Origin of the sequence: Streptosporangium lutulentum (assembly GCF_030811455.1) — a bacterium.
In the GTDB taxonomy this organism is placed as follows: domain Bacteria; phylum Actinomycetota; class Actinomycetes; order Streptosporangiales; family Streptosporangiaceae; genus Streptosporangium; species Streptosporangium lutulentum.
This window is the reverse complement of the sequence record NZ_JAUSQU010000001.1, coordinates 10,212,811-10,229,509: the sequence shown is the minus strand read 5'-3', so window position 1 is coordinate 10,229,509 and position 16,699 is coordinate 10,212,811. Positions and strand designations below refer to the sequence as shown.

At 69.9% G+C, this 16,699-nt stretch carries 15 protein-coding genes; 7 read left to right on the top strand and 8 right to left on the bottom strand.

Annotation, left to right across the window (positions count from 1 at the left end):
- Positions 1-68: 68 nt before the first annotated feature.
- Complete coding sequence (locus tag J2853_RS45995; RefSeq protein WP_307568400.1) at positions 69-1,184, bottom strand: PP2C family protein-serine/threonine phosphatase; 1,116 nt, start codon at positions 1,182-1,184, stop codon at positions 69-71.
- Between the two features lie 118 nt (positions 1,185-1,302).
- On the opposite strand from J2853_RS45995, the gene J2853_RS45990 reads away from it, so the two are divergent.
- Positions 1,303-2,532 (top strand): GNAT family N-acetyltransferase, encoded by a 1,230-nt coding sequence (locus tag J2853_RS45990; protein WP_307568397.1) that lies wholly within the window; start codon positions 1,303-1,305, stop codon positions 2,530-2,532.
- 166 nt (positions 2,533-2,698) lie between these two features.
- Positions 2,699-2,875, top strand: a complete 177-nt coding sequence (locus J2853_RS45985; protein ID WP_307568396.1) for a hypothetical protein — start codon at positions 2,699-2,701, stop codon at positions 2,873-2,875.
- 76 nt (positions 2,876-2,951) lie between these two features.
- Here the strand turns inward: J2853_RS45985 and J2853_RS45980 are convergent, their stop codons facing one another.
- Positions 2,952-3,419, bottom strand: coding sequence for a ribose-5-phosphate isomerase (locus tag J2853_RS45980; RefSeq protein WP_307568395.1), 468 nt, complete (start codon positions 3,417-3,419; stop codon positions 2,952-2,954).
- 98 nt (positions 3,420-3,517) lie between these two features.
- On the opposite strand from J2853_RS45980, the gene def reads away from it, so the two are divergent.
- Positions 3,518-4,006 carry a peptide deformylase gene (gene def / locus J2853_RS45975; RefSeq protein ID WP_307568393.1) on the top strand — a complete coding sequence of 163 codons (489 nt, stop codon included), beginning with the start codon at positions 3,518-3,520 and terminating at the stop codon, positions 4,004-4,006.
- 66 nt (positions 4,007-4,072) lie between these two features.
- Here the strand turns inward: def and J2853_RS45970 are convergent, their stop codons facing one another.
- Both J2853_RS45970 and J2853_RS45965 read right to left on the bottom strand, forming a co-directional pair.
- Complete coding sequence (locus tag J2853_RS45970; protein ID WP_307568391.1) at positions 4,073-5,482, bottom strand: aldehyde dehydrogenase family protein; 1,410 nt, start codon at positions 5,480-5,482, stop codon at positions 4,073-4,075.
- A gap of 425 nt (positions 5,483-5,907) precedes the next feature.
- A complete protein-coding gene (locus J2853_RS45965) occupies positions 5,908-6,528 on the bottom strand; it encodes a mycothiol-dependent nitroreductase Rv2466c family protein (RefSeq protein ID WP_307568389.1) in 621 nt (206 codons plus the stop codon).
- A gap of 219 nt (positions 6,529-6,747) precedes the next feature.
- Between J2853_RS45965 and pepN the strand changes: the two genes are divergently transcribed.
- Both pepN and J2853_RS45955 read left to right on the top strand, forming a co-directional pair.
- A complete protein-coding gene (gene pepN, locus J2853_RS45960) occupies positions 6,748-9,315 on the top strand; it encodes an aminopeptidase N (protein WP_307568388.1) in 2,568 nt (855 codons plus the stop codon).
- 266 nt (positions 9,316-9,581) lie between these two features.
- A complete protein-coding gene (locus J2853_RS45955) occupies positions 9,582-10,544 on the top strand; it encodes a hypothetical protein (protein WP_307568386.1) in 963 nt (320 codons plus the stop codon).
- 88 nt (positions 10,545-10,632) lie between these two features.
- Here J2853_RS45955 and J2853_RS45950 read toward each other — a convergent pair whose 3' ends face one another.
- Genes J2853_RS45950 through J2853_RS45935 form a run of 4 tightly spaced genes read right to left on the bottom strand, consistent with a single transcriptional unit; the run spans position 10,633 to position 13,351 of the window.
- On the bottom strand, positions 10,633-11,205 hold the full coding sequence (locus J2853_RS45950; protein WP_307568385.1) for a Pycsar system effector family protein: 573 nt from the start codon (positions 11,203-11,205) through the stop codon (positions 10,633-10,635).
- A 20-nt stretch (positions 11,206-11,225) separates the two neighbouring features.
- A complete protein-coding gene (locus tag J2853_RS45945; RefSeq protein ID WP_307568384.1) occupies positions 11,226-11,579 on the bottom strand; it encodes a DUF5130 family protein in 354 nt (117 codons plus the stop codon).
- A gap of 26 nt (positions 11,580-11,605) precedes the next feature.
- A complete protein-coding gene (locus tag J2853_RS45940; RefSeq protein ID WP_307568383.1) occupies positions 11,606-11,890 on the bottom strand; it encodes a hypothetical protein in 285 nt (94 codons plus the stop codon).
- 39 nt (positions 11,891-11,929) lie between these two features.
- On the bottom strand, positions 11,930-13,351 hold the full coding sequence (locus J2853_RS45935) for an amidase (RefSeq protein ID WP_307568381.1): 1,422 nt from the start codon (positions 13,349-13,351) through the stop codon (positions 11,930-11,932).
- Between the two features lie 354 nt (positions 13,352-13,705).
- On the opposite strand from J2853_RS45935, the gene J2853_RS45930 reads away from it, so the two are divergent.
- Entirely contained in the window at positions 13,706-14,329 is a 624-nt protein-coding gene (locus J2853_RS45930; RefSeq protein ID WP_307568379.1) for a nuclease-related domain-containing protein, read from the top strand.
- Positions 14,330-14,825: 496 nt separating this feature from the next.
- A complete protein-coding gene (gene ilvD / locus J2853_RS45925; protein WP_307568378.1) occupies positions 14,826-16,661 on the top strand; it encodes a dihydroxy-acid dehydratase in 1,836 nt (611 codons plus the stop codon).
- Positions 16,662-16,699: the final 38 nt, after the last annotated feature.

Below are 16,699 nucleotides of genomic sequence, written 5' to 3'. Positions count from 1 at the left end.
GACACCTCACGTGCGGGCATCGAGCCTCACCGGCATCGACGCCACCGGAGGCCGGGGCCCGCCCGGGGTCAGGGGCGCCAGATGAGGATGAGCGCGCAGTCGTCGTTGTGCCCCGACGACATGGCGGTGACCAGATGGCGGGCGCCGTCGCGGAACCCGGAGGGCAACAGCCGCTCGGCCTCGCCCAGCAGACGGTCGAGGCCGGCGTCGATGTCGCGGCCGGGCTGCTCGATCAGGCCGTCGGTGTAGAGCATGAGCGCGTCGCCCTTGCGAAGCATCCCGTGGTCGGTTTCGCAGTGCAGGTCGGGCACGACGCCCAGGACCACGCCCTTGGCCGTCGAGACCCGCCAGGTCCCGGTGCCCGCCTCGAACTTGACCACCGGGGGGTGGCCGGCCGAGGTGATCACGTATTCGCCGGTGGCGAGGTTGAGCCGCACGTGGACGGCCGTGACGAAGCCCTCGGCCTCACGCTGCCGGTGCAGGTAGGTGTTGCAGGCGGGCAGGAAGTCGGTGGCCGAGCCGAGCAGGCCGCCGAAGGTGCCCGACAGCATCAGCGCCCGGGTGCCCGCGTCGACGCCCTTGCCCGACACGTCGACCAGGGCGAGGTCCACGATGTCACCCTCGCGCATGGAGACCAGGAAGTCGCCTCCGAAGGAGGAGCCTCCGGCCTGCTTGAGAACCACCCGTGAGCCCCAGTCCTTGGGCAGCGGGGGCAGCTCGCTCTGGCTCTTGAGGCGGTCGCGCAACTCCAGCAGCATCGCGTCGCCGCGCAGCCCCTGCACGCCGAGCTTGCCCCGGGTGCGGGCCATCAGCGCGGCCAGGACGGAGGTGAAGCCGAAGGTCACCAGCAGGCCGGGGCCGATGTGCCCCACCCCGCGCACGACGGCCACGTAGATGATGGAGACCGCGACCGCGCACAGCAGTTTGGCGAGGCTGGACAGCCGGAGCTGGAGGCCGCCGACAAGGGTGATCGGGATCATGAGCGCCGGGGAGAACCACTCCATGGAGACCCGGGCGGCCAGACCGCCGAGCAGCAGGGTCAGCACGATCAGCGTGATGAGCAGGTTGCGGTCGCGGGCCAGCGGGCCACGGCGCAGGAGGCGCACGATGGGCACCAGGAGAGGGACCCGGACCAGGAACGCACGGAGCGCCGGAGGGATCAGCGGCACCGGACGGGAATTCATGATGCACCTGACTGTATCGGGCTATCCCCCCTTTGGGCAGCCCACTTGACCAATACCTTGATCATTAAGGATGGATAATAGATGGCCGGAACCATTCAGCCCCTCTACCGTAGGAAAAATGAGCATTAGTCTGCGCCCGGTAATCGAAAGCGAATGGTCCGGCTGGATGATGGTCGAGGAAGAGGCCTTCGGCGCCGCCGTCCCCCCGCATCGGGAGGCCCTCTTCAGGGGCACCGCCGAGTTCGACCGTTCGCTCGGGGCGTTCGAGGGCGACCTGCTCGTGGGCGTCACCTCGGTCGACAGCCTCACCATGACGGTGCCCGGCGGGCCGATCCCGGTCGGCGGCGTCACCGCCGTCGGCGTGCTGCCCTCCCATCGCCGCCGGGGCGTCCTCTCCTCCCTGATGACCCGCCAGCTCGCCGACGTCCGCGAGCGGGGCGAGGCGGTCACCGCCCTCTACGCCTCCGAGGCCGCGATCTACGGGCGCTTCGGGTACGGCAGGGCCGCCGACAGCGTGTTCTTCACCATTCCCACCTCCGGCACGGCCTTCGTCAAGCACGCTCCGGTCGATCCCGCGCTACGGCTGCGCATCGTCAGGCCCGTCGAGGCCAGGAGCGTCTTCGAGAAGATCTTCGAGACCGCGCGCGGCGAGCGCCCGGGGCTCTACGACCGCACGCCCGCCCGCTGGGACGGCGTGCTGTCCGACCACGAGCTCGACCAGCGGGGCGCCGGGCCGCTCCGTGCCGTCGTCGTCGAGGACGACGACGGCCCCCGGGGCTACGCGCTCTTCCGGACCAGGCAGAGTTTCACCGATCACGACGTTCCGGACGGCGAGCTGCGGCTCAAGGAGCTGTTCGGCCTCGACCCGGCCGCCTACGCGCTGCTCTGGCGGCATCTGCTGGACCGTGACCTGATCTCGCACGTCAAGGCTCCGAGCCGGCCGTCCGACGACCCTCTGGTCCACCTGCTGGCCGAACCGCGCAAGCTCAACGCCGGCTGGCTGGACGATCTGTGGATCCGTCTTGTGGACGTCGAGCGGGCTCTCGCCGCCCGCGCCTACTCGGCGCCGGTGGACGTGGTGATCGAGGTCGAGGACGCCGTCTGCCCGTGGAACGCCCGCCGCTGGCGGCTGTCGGCCGACACCTCCGGCGCCCGGTGCACGCCCACCGAGGATCCCGCCGACCTGGCGCTTCCCGTCACCGTCCTGGGCGCGGCCTACCTGGGCGGCCGGCCGCTGGCGGCGTTGCGGGCGGCGGGGACGGTGCGCGAGTCGCGGGCGGGAGCCGTACGGGAGCTGTCCACCGCGATGTCGTGGGAACCCGCTCCCTGGGGCGGGCTGATGTTCTGATCGCCACCGACCCCGACCCCGACCCCGGCCCCGAACTCGACCCCGGCCCCACGGCTCCACGCGCCCCGGCCGCGACCGCACCCGGCCCGCGACCATCGGCCCCGCACGCGCTCCGGACCCGGCCGTGGCCGGGGTGCGGGCCGTAAGGGCGGGTTAGGGTGAGGGCATGGCACTGCAGAGTTTGCAGATCACCGCGATCACCGCGATGCGGGCACGAGACGTCTCGCGGCCCACGCAGGAGCAGCAGGAGGCCGCGGACCGCAGGCCCCTGCGCGACGAGTCACCGCGTAAGGAGCCCCCTCGCAGGGAGCCTCCGTACCGCGAGCCCCCACGCCACGGGTAGGCCCACAGGCAGACAGGGTCGCCCGCTCGCGGCGAGCGAGCGGGTTCTCAAGCCCTGGGTTTCCTTCAGCCGGAATCTACGGCAGTGACGGGAGCTGGCCGATCGTCTCGTACGTGTCGAGCTGCGCGATCCGGCGGCTGTGCCGTTCGGCGCCCGAGTAGGGGGTGGCGAGGAAGACCTCGACGAACCGGGTCGCCTCCTGCTCCGTGTGCATGCGCGCGCCGACGCTGACCACGTTGGCGTTGTTGTGCTCGCGGGCGAGCTTGGCGGTCTCCTCACTCCACGCCAGGGCGGCGCGGACGCCGCGCACCTTGTTCGCCGCGATCTGCTCGCCGTTGCCCGAACCGCCGATGACGATCCCCAGGCTGCCCGGGTCGCCCACGACGCCCTCGGCCGCCCTCAGCACGAACGGCGGATAGTCGTCCTCGGGGTCGTAGACGGAGGGACCGCAGTCCGTGACCTCGTGGCCGTGTTCTTTCAGCCAGGAGACGACGTGGTTCTTGAGCTCATAGCCGGCATGGTCGGCACCGATGTAGACGCGCACCCGCTCAGTTTCGCAGGTATCCGTGGGCGGCCGGACCCCGACCCCGACTACAGTAATAATCAAACCAGTACTGCAACCCTTACAAGAGAGAGCCCCACATGCGTGACATCCGAGTGGTCGGGGACCCGGTCCTCCGTACACCCGCCGAGCCGGTCGCCGACTTCGACCGCGACCTGCGGCGTCTGATCGACGAGATGTTCGACGCGATGTACGCGGCGCAGGGCGTCGGACTGGCCGGTCCGCAGATCGGCGTGTCACGGCGGATCTTCGTCTACGACTGCAGCAACCGCAAGGGACATGTGATCAACCCGGAGCTGACCGTCGACGACGACACGGAGGTTCTCGACGAGGAGGGCTGCCTGTCGGTTCCCGGCCGTGACACCGGCACCCCGATCTACGCGAAGACGCCCCGGGCCGCCGGGGTCACCGTCCGGGGCCTGAACCGGCTGGGCCGCCCGGTCCAGCTCAGGGCCCGCGGCCTGCTCGCCCGCTGCTTCCAGCACGAGACCGACCACCTCGACGGCCTGCTGTACGTGGATCGGCTGGCCAAGGACGCCGCCAGGAAGGTCTTGCTCCAGGCCCCCTGATCCGGCCTTGGCCCGAGCCGGGGCGAGACAGGCCGGGTGAGGGACTCACCCGGCCGGAGTCGCGGGTCAGAGCTGGACGGCCTTGATCTCCAGATACTCCTCAAGGCCGAACTCGCCCAGCTCGCGGCCCACCCCCGACTGCTTGTAACCGCCGAACGGGGCCCGCATGTTGAACTGGCCGCCGTTGACGGCCACCTGGCCGGTCCGCAGCCGCCGCGCGACGGAGACCGCGTGCTCCTCGCTGCCCGCCCACACCGCGCCCGCCAGGCCGTACGGCGTGCCGTTGGCGATGGCGACGGCCTCGTCCTCGCCGCGGGTGTAGGGGATGATCGTCAGGACCGGGCCGAAGATCTCCTCCTGCTCGATCACCATCCCCGGCTCCACTCCGGCGAACACCGTGGGCTCCACGTAGAAGCCCCGGTCCAGGGGCCGGTCGGTGCCTCCGGCGACCAGCCGGGCGCCTTCCTCCTGGCCCCGGTTGATGTAGCGGACGACCCGGTCGCGCTGTGTCGCGGAGACCAGGGGGCCGAGCCGGGTCATCTCGTCGAAGGGGTCGCCGACGGCGTATTTCCTCGCGGCCTCGACGGCGAGCCCGACGGCCTCGTCGTACCGATCCCTATGGACGATCATGCGGCTCCAGGCGGAGCAGGTCTGGCCGGAGTTCAGGAAGGCGTTGGCCACCGTCACCTTGGCCGCCGCGGACAGGTCCGCGTCCGGCAGGACCACGCTGGCCGACTTGCCGCCGAGCTCCAGGGCGACCCGCTTGACCGTCTCGGCCGCGAGCGCGGCGACCCGCCGCCCCGCGCCGGTGGAGCCGGTGAAGGACACCATGTCCACGTCGGGGTGGGCGGCCAGGGCTTCGCCCACCACCGAGCCGTGACCGCTCACCATGTTGAAGACCCCGGCGGGCAGCCCCACCTCGTCGAAGATCCCGGCGAGCGCGAAGGCCGCCAGCGGCGCCACCTCGCTGGGCTTCAACACGACCGTGCAGCCCGCGGCGAGCGCCGGGCCGACCTTGCAGATGATCTGGTGGAGCGGGTAGTTCCAGGGGGTGATGGCGGCCACCACGCCGACCGGCTCCCTGAAGATCCGGGAGTTGCCGACCTGCCCGCCCTCGAAGGCGTAGGTCTCGGCCATCTGGGCGTAGGAGGCCAGCACCCCGGCCGGCATCAGCGTCTGCACCTTCATCGCCACGCCGTACGGCGCGCCCATGTCGGTGGCGATGATCCTGGCTATCTGATCGGAGCGTTCTCGTATCAACTCGGCCGCGGCGGCGAGGATCTTGCCTCGCTCGGCGGCGGCCGTCCGGGACCACGAGGGGAATGCCGCACGGGCGGCCGCCACGGCGGCGTCGACGTCGGCGGGGGCCCCTGCGGGCACCCTGTCGATCACTTCCTCCGTCGCGGGGTTGACGACGTCGATGCTCTCGCCCGACGCCGAGGACCGCCATGCTCCGTTCAGATAAAGGTGACGCATTCCCTCATCCTTGCGCGCGTATTGTCATTGTGCGAGAGCTCAGCAGGTCACACCGTGAGTCCCGCCGCCACAGGAAGATCAAAAATTGGCCGGATGTGGCCGCTCGCCCTGGTGAGCGCTCTGCCGTCCGCTCCGATGAGCGTACGACGAAGTGCGCCGACAGGCGGCATATGGGGGAGATCCTTAAAAACTCGTAATATACGGATAAGTGCGGTTATTGATCTTCGTTGATATTCAGACCCCGTCACATCACCGGGCAGCCGCCGAATGATCACCGCATTCACCCGCCGCGTCCGGCTCGCCGAGACCCCCCGGAACGCCCCGGCGCCGGTCTCACCGATCGCCGCGAGCCGCCGGAACCCGCCATGCCCGCCGTGCCGGGCACGGCGGGCATGGCGACCGAGACCGGGCGAGGCCGGTCCGCGTCAGTCGAAGATCGGGGGCCGGGTCCTGGAGCGCTTGAGCTCGAAGAACCCGTCGGTGCCGGCCACCAGGCGAACGCCGTCCCAGAGCCTGCCCGCCGCCTCGCCCTTGGGAGCGGGCGAGATGACGGGGCCGAAGAACGCGAAGCCGTCGACCGCGATCACCGGGGTGCCGACCTCCTGGCCGACCCTGTCGATACCGTCGTTGTGCGAGGCGATGAGCGCCTCGTCGAACTCCTCGGAGTCCATCGCGTCGGCGAACCCGCCGTCGAGCCCCGCCGCCTCCAGCGACTCGGCGACGATCACGGGGAACTCGTCGGCGTCCTTGCCCCTGCCCTGGTTGTGCAGGCGGGTGCCCAGTTCGGTGTAGAGCCGGCCGACCGTCTCGGAGTCGTGCTTCTGCTGGACGGCGGTGACCACGCGGACCATGCCGAGGGTCTTCTCGATCCGCTCGCGGTATGCCTCGGGCACGTCCTTGTCCTCGTTGAGGACCTTCAGGCTCATGACGTGCCAGCGCGGTTCGATCGACCGCACCTTCTCCACTTCCAGCAACCAGCGGGAGGTCATCCACGCGAACGGGCAGAAGGGGTCGAACCAGAGGTCGACCGGGGTGCGCTCAGTCATCTTTCAACTTCCTGATCATAAGACTCGTCTATCTGTCGACAACCCGGCAGGGCGGCGTTCCTATTCCGCCGATGGATTAATACGTCGACTTGCCCATTTATCCTCAATATGGTGTCTTGCCTCCTGCTTGATCTCCAGGCGGCGATCTCCTGCCTTACATGGCAGGATTCAGTCACCCCCTCGCAATGGAGCGAGGGAAGCTTTGACGAGGGAGCGGTAGTGGCAGGCAATCTGACCCGTGACGAGGCCCGCGAGCGCGCACGGCTGCTCAGCGTGCAGTCGTACGCGGTGGAACTCGATCTGACCGAGGGTGAGGAGCGCTTCGAGAGCGTCACCACGGTCCGCTTCACCAGTGCTCGCGCGGGTGCGGAGACGTTCATCGACCTGGCCGAGGCCAAGGTGCGCAAGGCCGTGCTGAACGGCGTCGAGCTGGACGTGACCGGCTACGACCTGGAGACGGGGCGGCTGCCGCTGCCGAACCTGGCCGAGACCAACGAGCTGCGCGTCGACGCCGACTGCTCCTACACGCGCACCGGCGAGGGCCTGCACCGCTTCGTCGACCCGGTCGACAAGAACGTCTACCTGCACAGCCAGTTCGAGACGGCCGACGCCCACCGGATGTACGCCTGCTTCGACCAGCCCGACCTGAAGGCGACCTTCGAGCTGACCGTGCTCGCGCCCTCGTACTGGGAGATCATCTCCAACGCGGCGCCCGACTCGTCCGAGGAGCTGGAGGGACACCGGGGCCGCCACGGCGCGCTCCAGGCCGCCAAGCGCTGGCACTTCCCCGCCACCCCGGTCATGTCCACCTACATCACCGCGCTGTGCGCCGGGCCGTACCACAAGGTGACCTCCGAGCACGACGGCATCCCGCTGGGCCTGTACTGCCGCGCCTCGCTCGCCGAGCACCTCGACGCCGACAACCTCTTCGAGATCACCCGGCAGGGCTTCGACTTCTTCCACAAGGTCTTCGGGGTCCGCTACCCCTTCGGCAAGTACGACCAGCTGTTCGTCCCCGAGTTCAACGCGGGCGCGATGGAGAACGCCGGCTGCGTGACCTTCCTGGAGGACTACATCTTCCGCTCGCGCGTCACCGACGCGATCATCGAGCGCCGCGCCGAGACGATCCTGCACGAGATGGCGCACATGTGGTTCGGTGACCTGGTCACCATGCGCTGGTGGGACGACCTGTGGCTGAACGAGTCGTTCGCCACCTACGCCTCGGTGCTCTGCCAGGCGGAGGCCACCCGCTGGGGCCAGGGGGCCTGGACGACCTTCGCCAACGTGGAGAAGGCCTGGGCCTACCGCCAGGACCAGCTGCCCACGACCCACCCGATCGCCGCCGACATCGTCGACATGCACGCGGTCGAGGTCAACTTCGACGGCATCACCTACGCCAAGGGCGCCTCGGTCCTCAAGCAGCTCGTCGCCTACGTCGGGCTGGACAACTTCCTGGCCGGCGTCCGCGACTACTTCAACGAGCACGCCTGGGGCAACACCGAGCTCAAGGACCTGCTCAGCGCGCTGGAGCGCACCTCGGGACGCGACCTGTCCTCCTGGTCCGAGGAATGGCTGGAGACCTCCTGGGTCAACACGCTGCGCCCGTCCTTCACCACCGACCCCGAGGGCCGCTTCCTCGACTTCCAGGTGCTGCAGGAGGCCCCCGCCGACTACCCGACGCTGCGCTCGCACCGCGTCGCCATCGGCCTGTACTCCCTGCGGGGCGACGAGCTGGTCCGCACCAAGCGGGTCGAGCTCGACGTGGTCGGCGCCCGTACCGCGGTGGCCGAGCTGGTCGGCGAGCTCCAGCCCGACCTGGTCCTGATCAACGACGACGACCTGACCTACGCCAAGGTCAGGCTCGACGAGCGCTCGCTGCGGACCCTCGTGAACGGCGGCATCACCAAGTTCACCGAGTCCCTGCCCCGCGCCCTGTGCTGGTCCGCGGCCTGGGACATGACCCGCGACGCCGAGATGACCACTCGCGACTACCTCGCCCTGGTCACCTCCGGGGTCAGCTCGATCAAGGACATCACGGTCGCCCAGACCGTGCTCCGCCAGGCCCGCCAGGCCGTCCAGCAGTACGCCGACCCCGCCTGGCGCCGGCAGGGCCTGGCCCTGCTGGCCTCGGCCCTCCGCTCCCTCGTCGACGGGGCCGAGCCCGGCTCCGACCACCAGCTCGCCTACGTCAACGCCCTGTCCACGGTGGCCACCTCGGCGGAAGACCTGGCCTTCATCAAGGGGCTGCTGGACGGCTCGACCGTGCTCGACGGCCTGACCGTGGACACCGACCTCCGCTGGACGCTGATCCAGGCCCTGGTCTCCGGCGAGATCCTGGGCGAGGAGGACATCGCGAGCGAGCTCCTGCGCGACGCCACCGCCACCGGCGAGCGCTCCGCCGCGCTCACCCGCGCCTCGATCCCCACGGCCGAGGGCAAGGCGAACGCCTGGGCCTCGATCATCGAGGGCAAGCTGAGCGGCGCCCTGCTCCGCTCGACGATCGCGGGTTTCATGGACCCGCGCCACCCGGACCTGCTGGAGCCCTACGCCGCGAAGTACTTCGAGGAGATCGGCTCGATCTGGAAGTCCTGGACCTCTGACAGCGCCCAGAACTTCGCGGTGGGCTGCTACCCGGCCCTGAGCATCTCCCCCGAGACCGTCGCCAGGACCCAGGACCTCATCTCCGCGAGCCAGCCCCCGCACGCCCTCAGGCGCCTCCTCGTGGAGGGTGCCGACGGCATCAGCCGCGCCCTGCGCGCCCAGGCCAAGGACGCCTCGGCGGCCTGACCCGTCCCCGGGTCCGAGAGGCCCGGCGCGGTTCACCCGGGACAGGCCGGACATGCGGACGCCCCTCGCCATGATGGCGAGGGGCGTCCGCATGTCCGGGGCGGCGCCGGGCGCTCGGCCGCCACCGGATCGGGTCCTGGCGCCCCTCGCCGGCCAGTACCCTTCGCAAGTGGTGACAAAAATGGTCACTAGCTGCGAGAACGAGCTCATCTCGCTTTCGCCCGGGTAAGGCGCGAGTCATTCGCGGGCCATGAGAGGGTGATCAAGTGGAATCGGCACGTGATCTACTTGTCTCCCTGGCCCGGAGGTACGCCTTCGCCGATCTGGGGGCGCTCTCCCACGACGTCGTGGAGGACGCGAGCACCATCGAGGCGGTGTGTGAGTTCGGGCAGCGACTTCTCTCACTCGACGCGGAGGACTTCGCCGTCGAGGCACGCGGCGTACCGGGCGATCTGAGGCGGCGGGCGCGGGCGTGCACCATGCCGCAGACCCCGCGGGAGCAGCCGCGCGGCGCGCTGGAGTCGCTGCGCCCGGCCTACGCGCTGCTGCTGGAGGTGATAGCGGTCAGATGGCACCGGCGCGAGCTGAGCTCGATGGTCGCCGCCGTGCACATCGCCAGCGAGTACATGCCGCTGCTCGCCTTCGAGCCGGTGCTCGGCAGCGCGGGCGACCCCGCGCGCTGGCCCGCCGGCCTCAGCGCGCAGGGCAGCAGGTTCGGTGTGATCGGCGACCGCGAGTGCGACCACACCAAGGCCGAGCAGTCGGCCACCAACCGGACCCTGCGTGTGGCCGGTGAGCCCTCCGAGGGGTGGCGGGCGTACCTCGACCGCCAGCACAGCCAGGTGGCCGGTGCGCTGGCCACCTGCGTGGCCGAGTGCCGCAACCCCTGCGCCGCGATGGACTGGGTGGAGGAGAACCACCGCGAGAACCTCGCCCTGCGCGCCCGGGTGGCTCTGACCTTCGCCGACACGCCCCTGGTACGGCTCCGCCACGCGGCCCCGGTGGGCCATGGGTTCGGCGTGCCCTCTCCCGAGGAGGTCCTTGAGGCCTGGGACCGCAGCCGGACGATCCTGAGCAAGAGCGAGATGGGCCGCGCGGCCGCCGTGGACGACGGCTTCCCGCTGCCGGGGCTGCCCAGCCTGTTCTCCGCCATCGCCACCGCCCCGGTGGCGCCCTCGACGCTGCTGACGGACACCGCCACCCATCTGGTGAGGCTGCTGCAGCTCTGACCCCGGCACGCGCCTGTGGGGTGGAGACACCCGGGGCAGGTCCGCGGCACGTGCCCTTCCTGCGGAGACACCCGGCGGGCCGGGGCGCTCAGATCTTCTGACCGATGAGCACCGAGAGCTCGCAGCAGGCGATGGCGATCAGCATCAGGATCACGCCCCTGCGGATGTAGCGGTGTTTGGCGTCGGCCACGGCGCTGAGCCTCCTGATCCGCAGCACGATCAGGTCGACCCTGGCCTGTCCGTTCCTGTGGGTTCTGCCCGCCCTCGATTCGGCGAGCACCTCGCCGGTGAGGCCGTGAACGTAGGAGCGACGGCGCTCCACGGCCTGCCCCGCGCGCCCCGCGCTGCGTGGGCAGATCGCGCCGGCGAGCATCAGGATTCCCATCAGCCAGAAGAACATCCCCGTCCACCAGAGCCACTCCACCTGGCTGGGCAGCTCCTGCGGTCTCCACTGCCCGCCCAGCAGCCCGGCGGCGATGAGACCGGCGGCGGCACCGGTCGTCACCAGCAGGATGACCCCCTTCTGGTCCGCCCTGCCGACCTCGGTCTGCGCGTCGGCGAGCATCCCCAGGATCTGGCCGAGGATCGGATCCGGCTCCTCCACCCTCGTGACCCCCGAGGGAGGACGGCCCAGCAGCGCATCCCACACGATCTTCAGCACGCCCCGATTATCCGGGAAAGTCACAGGTGGCGCGAAGCCTGGTCCGCGAGCAGCCACACGCCGGTGACGAGTGCGCCCACCAGATCTCCCGTGCCGAGGACGGTGGTCATCGACATCGCGGCCAGGCGGCACTTCTCGTCGGGGAGCCGCCGCCTGGCCTCGGGGCCCGTGACGATCTCCAGGCCCCTCCGCTCCGAGTCCACGAAGATGAGCACCGCCCTGTCCACCTCGTCACCCAGCGCGGCGTGCAGCCGTTCGGAGAAGTGGCGGCGCGGGCCTATCGCCGGGCCGAGGTAGGCGGCGAAGCGCAGGCCGGTACGGTGCTCGGCGGCGCGCAGAGCCTCCCGGACGTCGTCGATCTGGGTCACGGTCATCGTTCGCATCCCCGTCACCACCTCCGTCACCACATCGAAGACGCTCCACCGACGTGTCGTCCGGGCTCGGCGGTCTCCGCCAGCATGACCCAGTCGACCTCCGGAACCGGGCACTCCTTCAGCACCAGGCCGGAGGTGTCCACACCGTGCTCGCTGCGGAACGGGCCGCCGAACCACATCGCGCCGGCCGACGTGGTCCTGGCGGCGCGTCTGCGCACCCTGCCGGGCAACGTCACCAGCAGGGCGATGATCAGGAACAGGCCGCCGGAGACTCCGACGAGAAATCCGAAGACCTCGATCGCGCTGTCCACACATCAACCGTAAGCCCCTGCCGGGCGAACCGTCGAGACCTACCAGACCGCCGGCCTCCGTTCTCCCCAGAAACCACCGCGTGCCGCCTCGACCTGCGACGACACGGAGATCAGCGTGCCCTCGTCGCCGAAGCGCCCGGCCAGCATGACGCCGATCGGCAGGCCCTCCGCGGTCCAGTGCAGCGGAAGGTTGACCGCGGGCTGCCCGCTGACGTTGTAGACGGCGGGGAAGGCGGCGAACCGCTTCATCCGCTCCAGGGTCTCCTCGGGATCCTCGACGTCTTCGAACCAGCCCACCGGCCGCGGCGGCTGGGTGACGGTCGGGGTGAGCACCGCGTCGTACCGGTCGGTCACCAGCAGCCCGAACCGGGTGGCGAGCTGCAGCGCCGACTGCGCCTGCAGGAAGTCGGGGGCCGAGATGGCGAAGCCTCGCCGACGGAGCCAGGCGGTCAGCGGCCGGAGCCGGTCCTGCTTGGTCAGGTCCACCGGGTGCATGCAGGCGAACGCGCACCAGAACGTCACGAACCGCGGCACCAGGTCGGCGGTGAACGGCGGATCGATGTCCACCACCTCGTGCCCGAGCCCCGCCAGCTCCGCCGAGGCCAGCTCGTAGGCGGCGAGCACCTCGGGCTCCACCACGGCGCCGGGGACCGGTGGCGCGGCGTAGCGGGCGATCCGCAGACGGCCCGGGTCACGGCCCACGTAGGCGGAGAACGAGCCGAGCTCCGGCGGTGGGGCGTAGTAGAGGTCGCCGGGGTTGTCGTGGGTCATCACGTCGAGCAGCGCGGCGGCGTCGGCGACGGTCCTGGTGATCGGGCCGTTGGTCGCCAGACCGGCCAGGTCGGGGACGATCGGCGCGTGGCTGATCCGGCCCCGCGTCGGCTTGATGCCGTACAGCCCGCAGACCGAGGCCGGGATCCGGATCGATCCGGCGCCGTCGCTGCCCTGTGCGGCGGGAGCCAGTCCCGCGGCGACCGCGGCCGCCGCACCGCCGCTGGATCCGCCCGCCGAGCGGGAGAGCTCCCACGGGGTGCGGGTGGGCGGGGAGATCGAGGTCTCGGTGTAGCACGGCATCCCGAACTCGGGCGTGGCGGTCTTGCCGAGCATGATCGTTCCTGCGTCCCTGAGCCGCTCGACCACGCTGTCGTCCACCGGGGCGACGAAGTCCTCGTAGACGGCCGAGCCGAAGTGGATCGGGACGTCCTTGACCAGGTTGAGATCCTTGATCGGAATCGGCACCCCGAGCAGGGGCGAGGGGTCGTCTCCCGCCAGCACCCTGGCCTCGGCCTTGTGCGCCTGCTCCAGGGCCAGCTCGGGGGTCACGGTCACATACGCGCCGACCTGAGGATCCAGCCGGGCGATGCGATCGAGGTAGTGCTCGGTGATCTCGACAGGCGAGATCTCCCTGCGTCGTACGGCCGCCGCCTGCTCAAGCGCACTAAGATCATGTATGTGGACCACGTCCCGCACAGTAGGCGCAGCTGACCGAAGTTATCTAGAGAGGAAATGTGTAGATACCCGGTTAAGACAAGCGCCAAGCGAACGATGGCGGTCACAAAAGTATGAGATACGCAATACTAGGCACCCCCAAGGACGTCAGCTACCGTGAGTTACGTGGATTCCGGTCAGGTACCAGAAGACGGTAACACTACGTCACCGATTTGGGTCAGCGACCGACAGGCCGAGGACAGGCCGACGTCTCGACCCGCCGCGCCCGCGTCTACGTACGCGCCTGTCGAGCGCGCTTCCCTGCGGAGCCTGCTCGACCATCCCAAGTATCGTCACCTGCGCCGACGCGTTCTGATCGCGGTCGGCGTGGGGGTGATCGCAGGCATCCTGCTGGCCAGCTGGCGGCTGGGCGTCACCGCCGCCGTCGTGGCCGCGATCACCGACACGATACTGCGCGCCCGCTCCCACTCGACGGTGCCCGCCTGGCGGCGCGCCTCGGTCGCGGAACGGCGCACGGAGGTCCAGCTCAAGAGGCTGGAACGGGGTGGTTACCGCACCCTGCACGCTCGCGCGATCCCGGGCAGCGAGGCCCAGATCGACCATCTGGTCGTGGGTCCCACCGGGGTGTACGCCGTCGACTCCGAGAAATGGGACAAGCGCCTGCCCGTCCGTGTCCAGTCGCATCGCAAGCTGTTCCACGGCCCGTTCAACCAGAAGCCCCGTCTCGACGAGGCCCGCTGGGAGGCGACGGAGGCCGGCAAGCTGATCGGCGAGGTGCTCGGCCGCGAGGTCCCGATCGTCCCCTCCCTGGCGATCTACGGCCCGGCCATCCCGTGGAAGGTTCTCAACGTCCGCGAGGTCGACGTTTTCGACGGCAGCCGTGTCCGTAAATGGATCACCAAGCGGGAGCGTTCACTCACCGACGTCGAAATCGAGAGGATCTACGAGGTCGCGGAGGAGGTTCTGCCCGCGCGCTACCCCGAGGTCTGACCCCTCCCGGCATGCCGGGGTGATCCTCCAACCCTTTCGGCATACCAGGTTAGTCCTCCGACCCCAAGGGCAACGGGAGTCTCCCGCGCCAAGCCGCCCCGGCACCGGCGACTCCCGTTCTTGGAGGAGACGCCCTCTTCGGAGGGAACGTCGCCGGAGGCGCCCATCGGCGCGTGCCCCGCTCGCCGTCGCCGGTGCGGACATTCGATAGTCTCGTGGACAGATCCGTCGAGCCCGGACCGGGCTCATCGGTCGCCACGTCGGTGCCCATCCCGCTCCCCCGTCGGCGTCCCGGGATCTCCGCGGCATCCCTCCGCCTCGCACGGCGAACGACCCCTTCGCCGTGCTCGCGGAGCGATCACGGAACGCTCGCAGAACAGCAGTCACAGAAGCAGGTGGTCACGGGCCGCACGTCTCGTGGCGTGGACAGGCGTCTCACGCACCGGGCGGTAGCCGTACCATTTGAAGACACGGTTTCGATGATGGGAGAAGCCTTATGCCCGCCCTCAGGTCTCGTACGGTCACTCACGGCAGGAATATGGCCGGGGCCCGAGCCCTGCTCCGGGCGACGGGCGTGGCAGGCGAGGACTTCGGTAAACCGATCATCGCCGTGGCCAACAGCTTCACCCAGTTCGTCCCCGGGCACGTCCACCTCCGCGAGGTCGGCGATGTGGTCGCCGCGGCGATCCGCGAGGCCGGCGCGATCCCGCGCGAGTTCAACTCGATCGCGGTGGACGACGGCATCGCGATGGGCCACGGCGGCATGCTGTACTCGCTGCCCAGCCGCGAGCTGATCGCGGACTCGGTCGAATACATGGTCAACGCGCACTGCGCCGACGCGATGATCTGCATCTCCAACTGCGACAAGATCACCCCGGGCATGCTGCTGGCCGCGTTCAGGCTCAACATCCCCACGATCTTCGTCTCGGGCGGGCCGATGGAGGCCGGGAAGACCCCCAACGGGAAGCTCGACCTGATCGACCCGATGATCGCCTCCGCCGACGACAGCGTCTCCGACGCCGAGCTGCTGGAGATGGAGGAGAACGCCTGCCCCACGTGCGGTTCGTGCAGCGGGATGTTCACCGCCAACTCGATGAACTGCCTCGCCGAGGCCATCGGCCTCGCGCTCCCCGGCAACGGCACGATCCTGGCCACGCACAAGGCACGCAAGAAGCTCTTCCAGGACGCCGGACGACAGCTCGTCGACATCACCAGGCGCTACTACGAGCAGGACGACGAGACGGTCCTGCCCCGGAGCATCGCCACCCGCGACGCGTTCGAGAACGCCATGGCGCTCGACGTGTCGATGGGCGGCTCGACCAACACGATCCTGCACATCCTCGCCGCGGCCCGCGAGGCCGGGGTCGACTTCGGCCTCAAGGAGATCAACGAGATCTCGCTGCGGGTGCCCTGCCTGTGCAAGGTCGCCCCGGCCACGGCGAAGTACCACGTCGAGGACGTGCACCGCGCGGGAGGCATCCCGGCCATCCTCGGCGAGCTCGACCGGGCCGGTCTGATCCACCGTGACGCGCACACCGTCGCCGGCACCATGGGCGACTACCTCGACGGCTGGGACCCCCGGTCGCCGAAGGTCCTGGACGAGGCGGTGGAGCTCTGGCACGCGGGCCCCGGCAACGTCCGCACCGTCAAGCCCTACTCGCAGAGCGCCCGCTGGGAGGAGCTCGACCTCGACCGGTCCGAGGGGTGCGTGCGCGACATCGAGCACGCCTACACCCGCGACGGCGGCCTGGGCGTCCTCTACGGCAACATCGCCACCGAGGGGTGCATCGTCAAGACCGCCGGAGTCGACGAGTCGATCTGGAAGTTCGAGGGGCCGGCCGTGGTCTTCGAGTCCCAGGACGACGCGGTCGAGGGCATCCTGAACAACAAGGTCAAGGCCGGCGACGTCGTGGTGATCCGCTACGAGGGGCCCAAGGGCGGCCCCGGCATGCAGGAGATGCTCTACCCGACCTCGTTCCTCAAGGGCAAGGGCCTGGGCAAGGTCTGCGCGCTGGTCACCGACGGCCGCTTCTCCGGCGGCACGAGCGGCCTGTCCATCGGGCACGCCTCCCCCGAGGCGGCCGAGGGCGGCACCATCGCCCTCGTCGAGGACGGCGACCTCGTCGCGATCGACATTCCCAGCCGTTCGATCGAGCTGAAGGTCTCCCAGGAGGAGCTGTCCGCCCGCCGCGAGCGGCTCCTGGTCGACCTGGGCGGCTACCGGCCGCGCGACCGCCACCGCCCGGTGACCGCCGCTCTCCAGGCCTACGCCGCGCTTACCACCTCGGCCTCCACCGGCGCCTCCAGGGACCTGTCCCAGCTCTCGCGCTGACGGTCGTTCCTCGGCCTCTTATCGGGTGCGGGCATGGC

What these genes read in the sequence shown, in the direction of transcription:
- J2853_RS45945 (WP_307568384.1), bottom strand. Translation starts at nt 11,579, where the DNA reads ATGACCGTGACCCAGATCGACGACGTCCGGGAGGCTCTGCGCGCCGCC.
- J2853_RS45990 (WP_307568397.1), top strand. Translation starts at nt 1,303, where the DNA reads ATGAGCATTAGTCTGCGCCCGGTAATCGAAAGCGAATGGTCCGGCTGG.
- def (WP_307568393.1), top strand. Translation starts at nt 3,518, where the DNA reads ATGCGTGACATCCGAGTGGTCGGGGACCCGGTCCTCCGTACACCCGCC.
- J2853_RS45995 (WP_307568400.1), bottom strand. Translation starts at nt 1,184, where the DNA reads ATGAATTCCCGTCCGGTGCCGCTGATCCCTCCGGCGCTCCGTGCGTTC.
- J2853_RS45985 (WP_307568396.1), top strand. Translation starts at nt 2,699, where the DNA reads ATGGCACTGCAGAGTTTGCAGATCACCGCGATCACCGCGATGCGGGCA.
- J2853_RS45965 (WP_307568389.1), bottom strand. Translation starts at nt 6,528, where the DNA reads ATGACTGAGCGCACCCCGGTCGACCTCTGGTTCGACCCCTTCTGCCCG.
- ilvD (WP_307568378.1), top strand. Translation starts at nt 14,826, where the DNA reads ATGCCCGCCCTCAGGTCTCGTACGGTCACTCACGGCAGGAATATGGCC.
- J2853_RS45970 (WP_307568391.1), bottom strand. Translation starts at nt 5,482, where the DNA reads ATGCGTCACCTTTATCTGAACGGAGCATGGCGGTCCTCGGCGTCGGGC.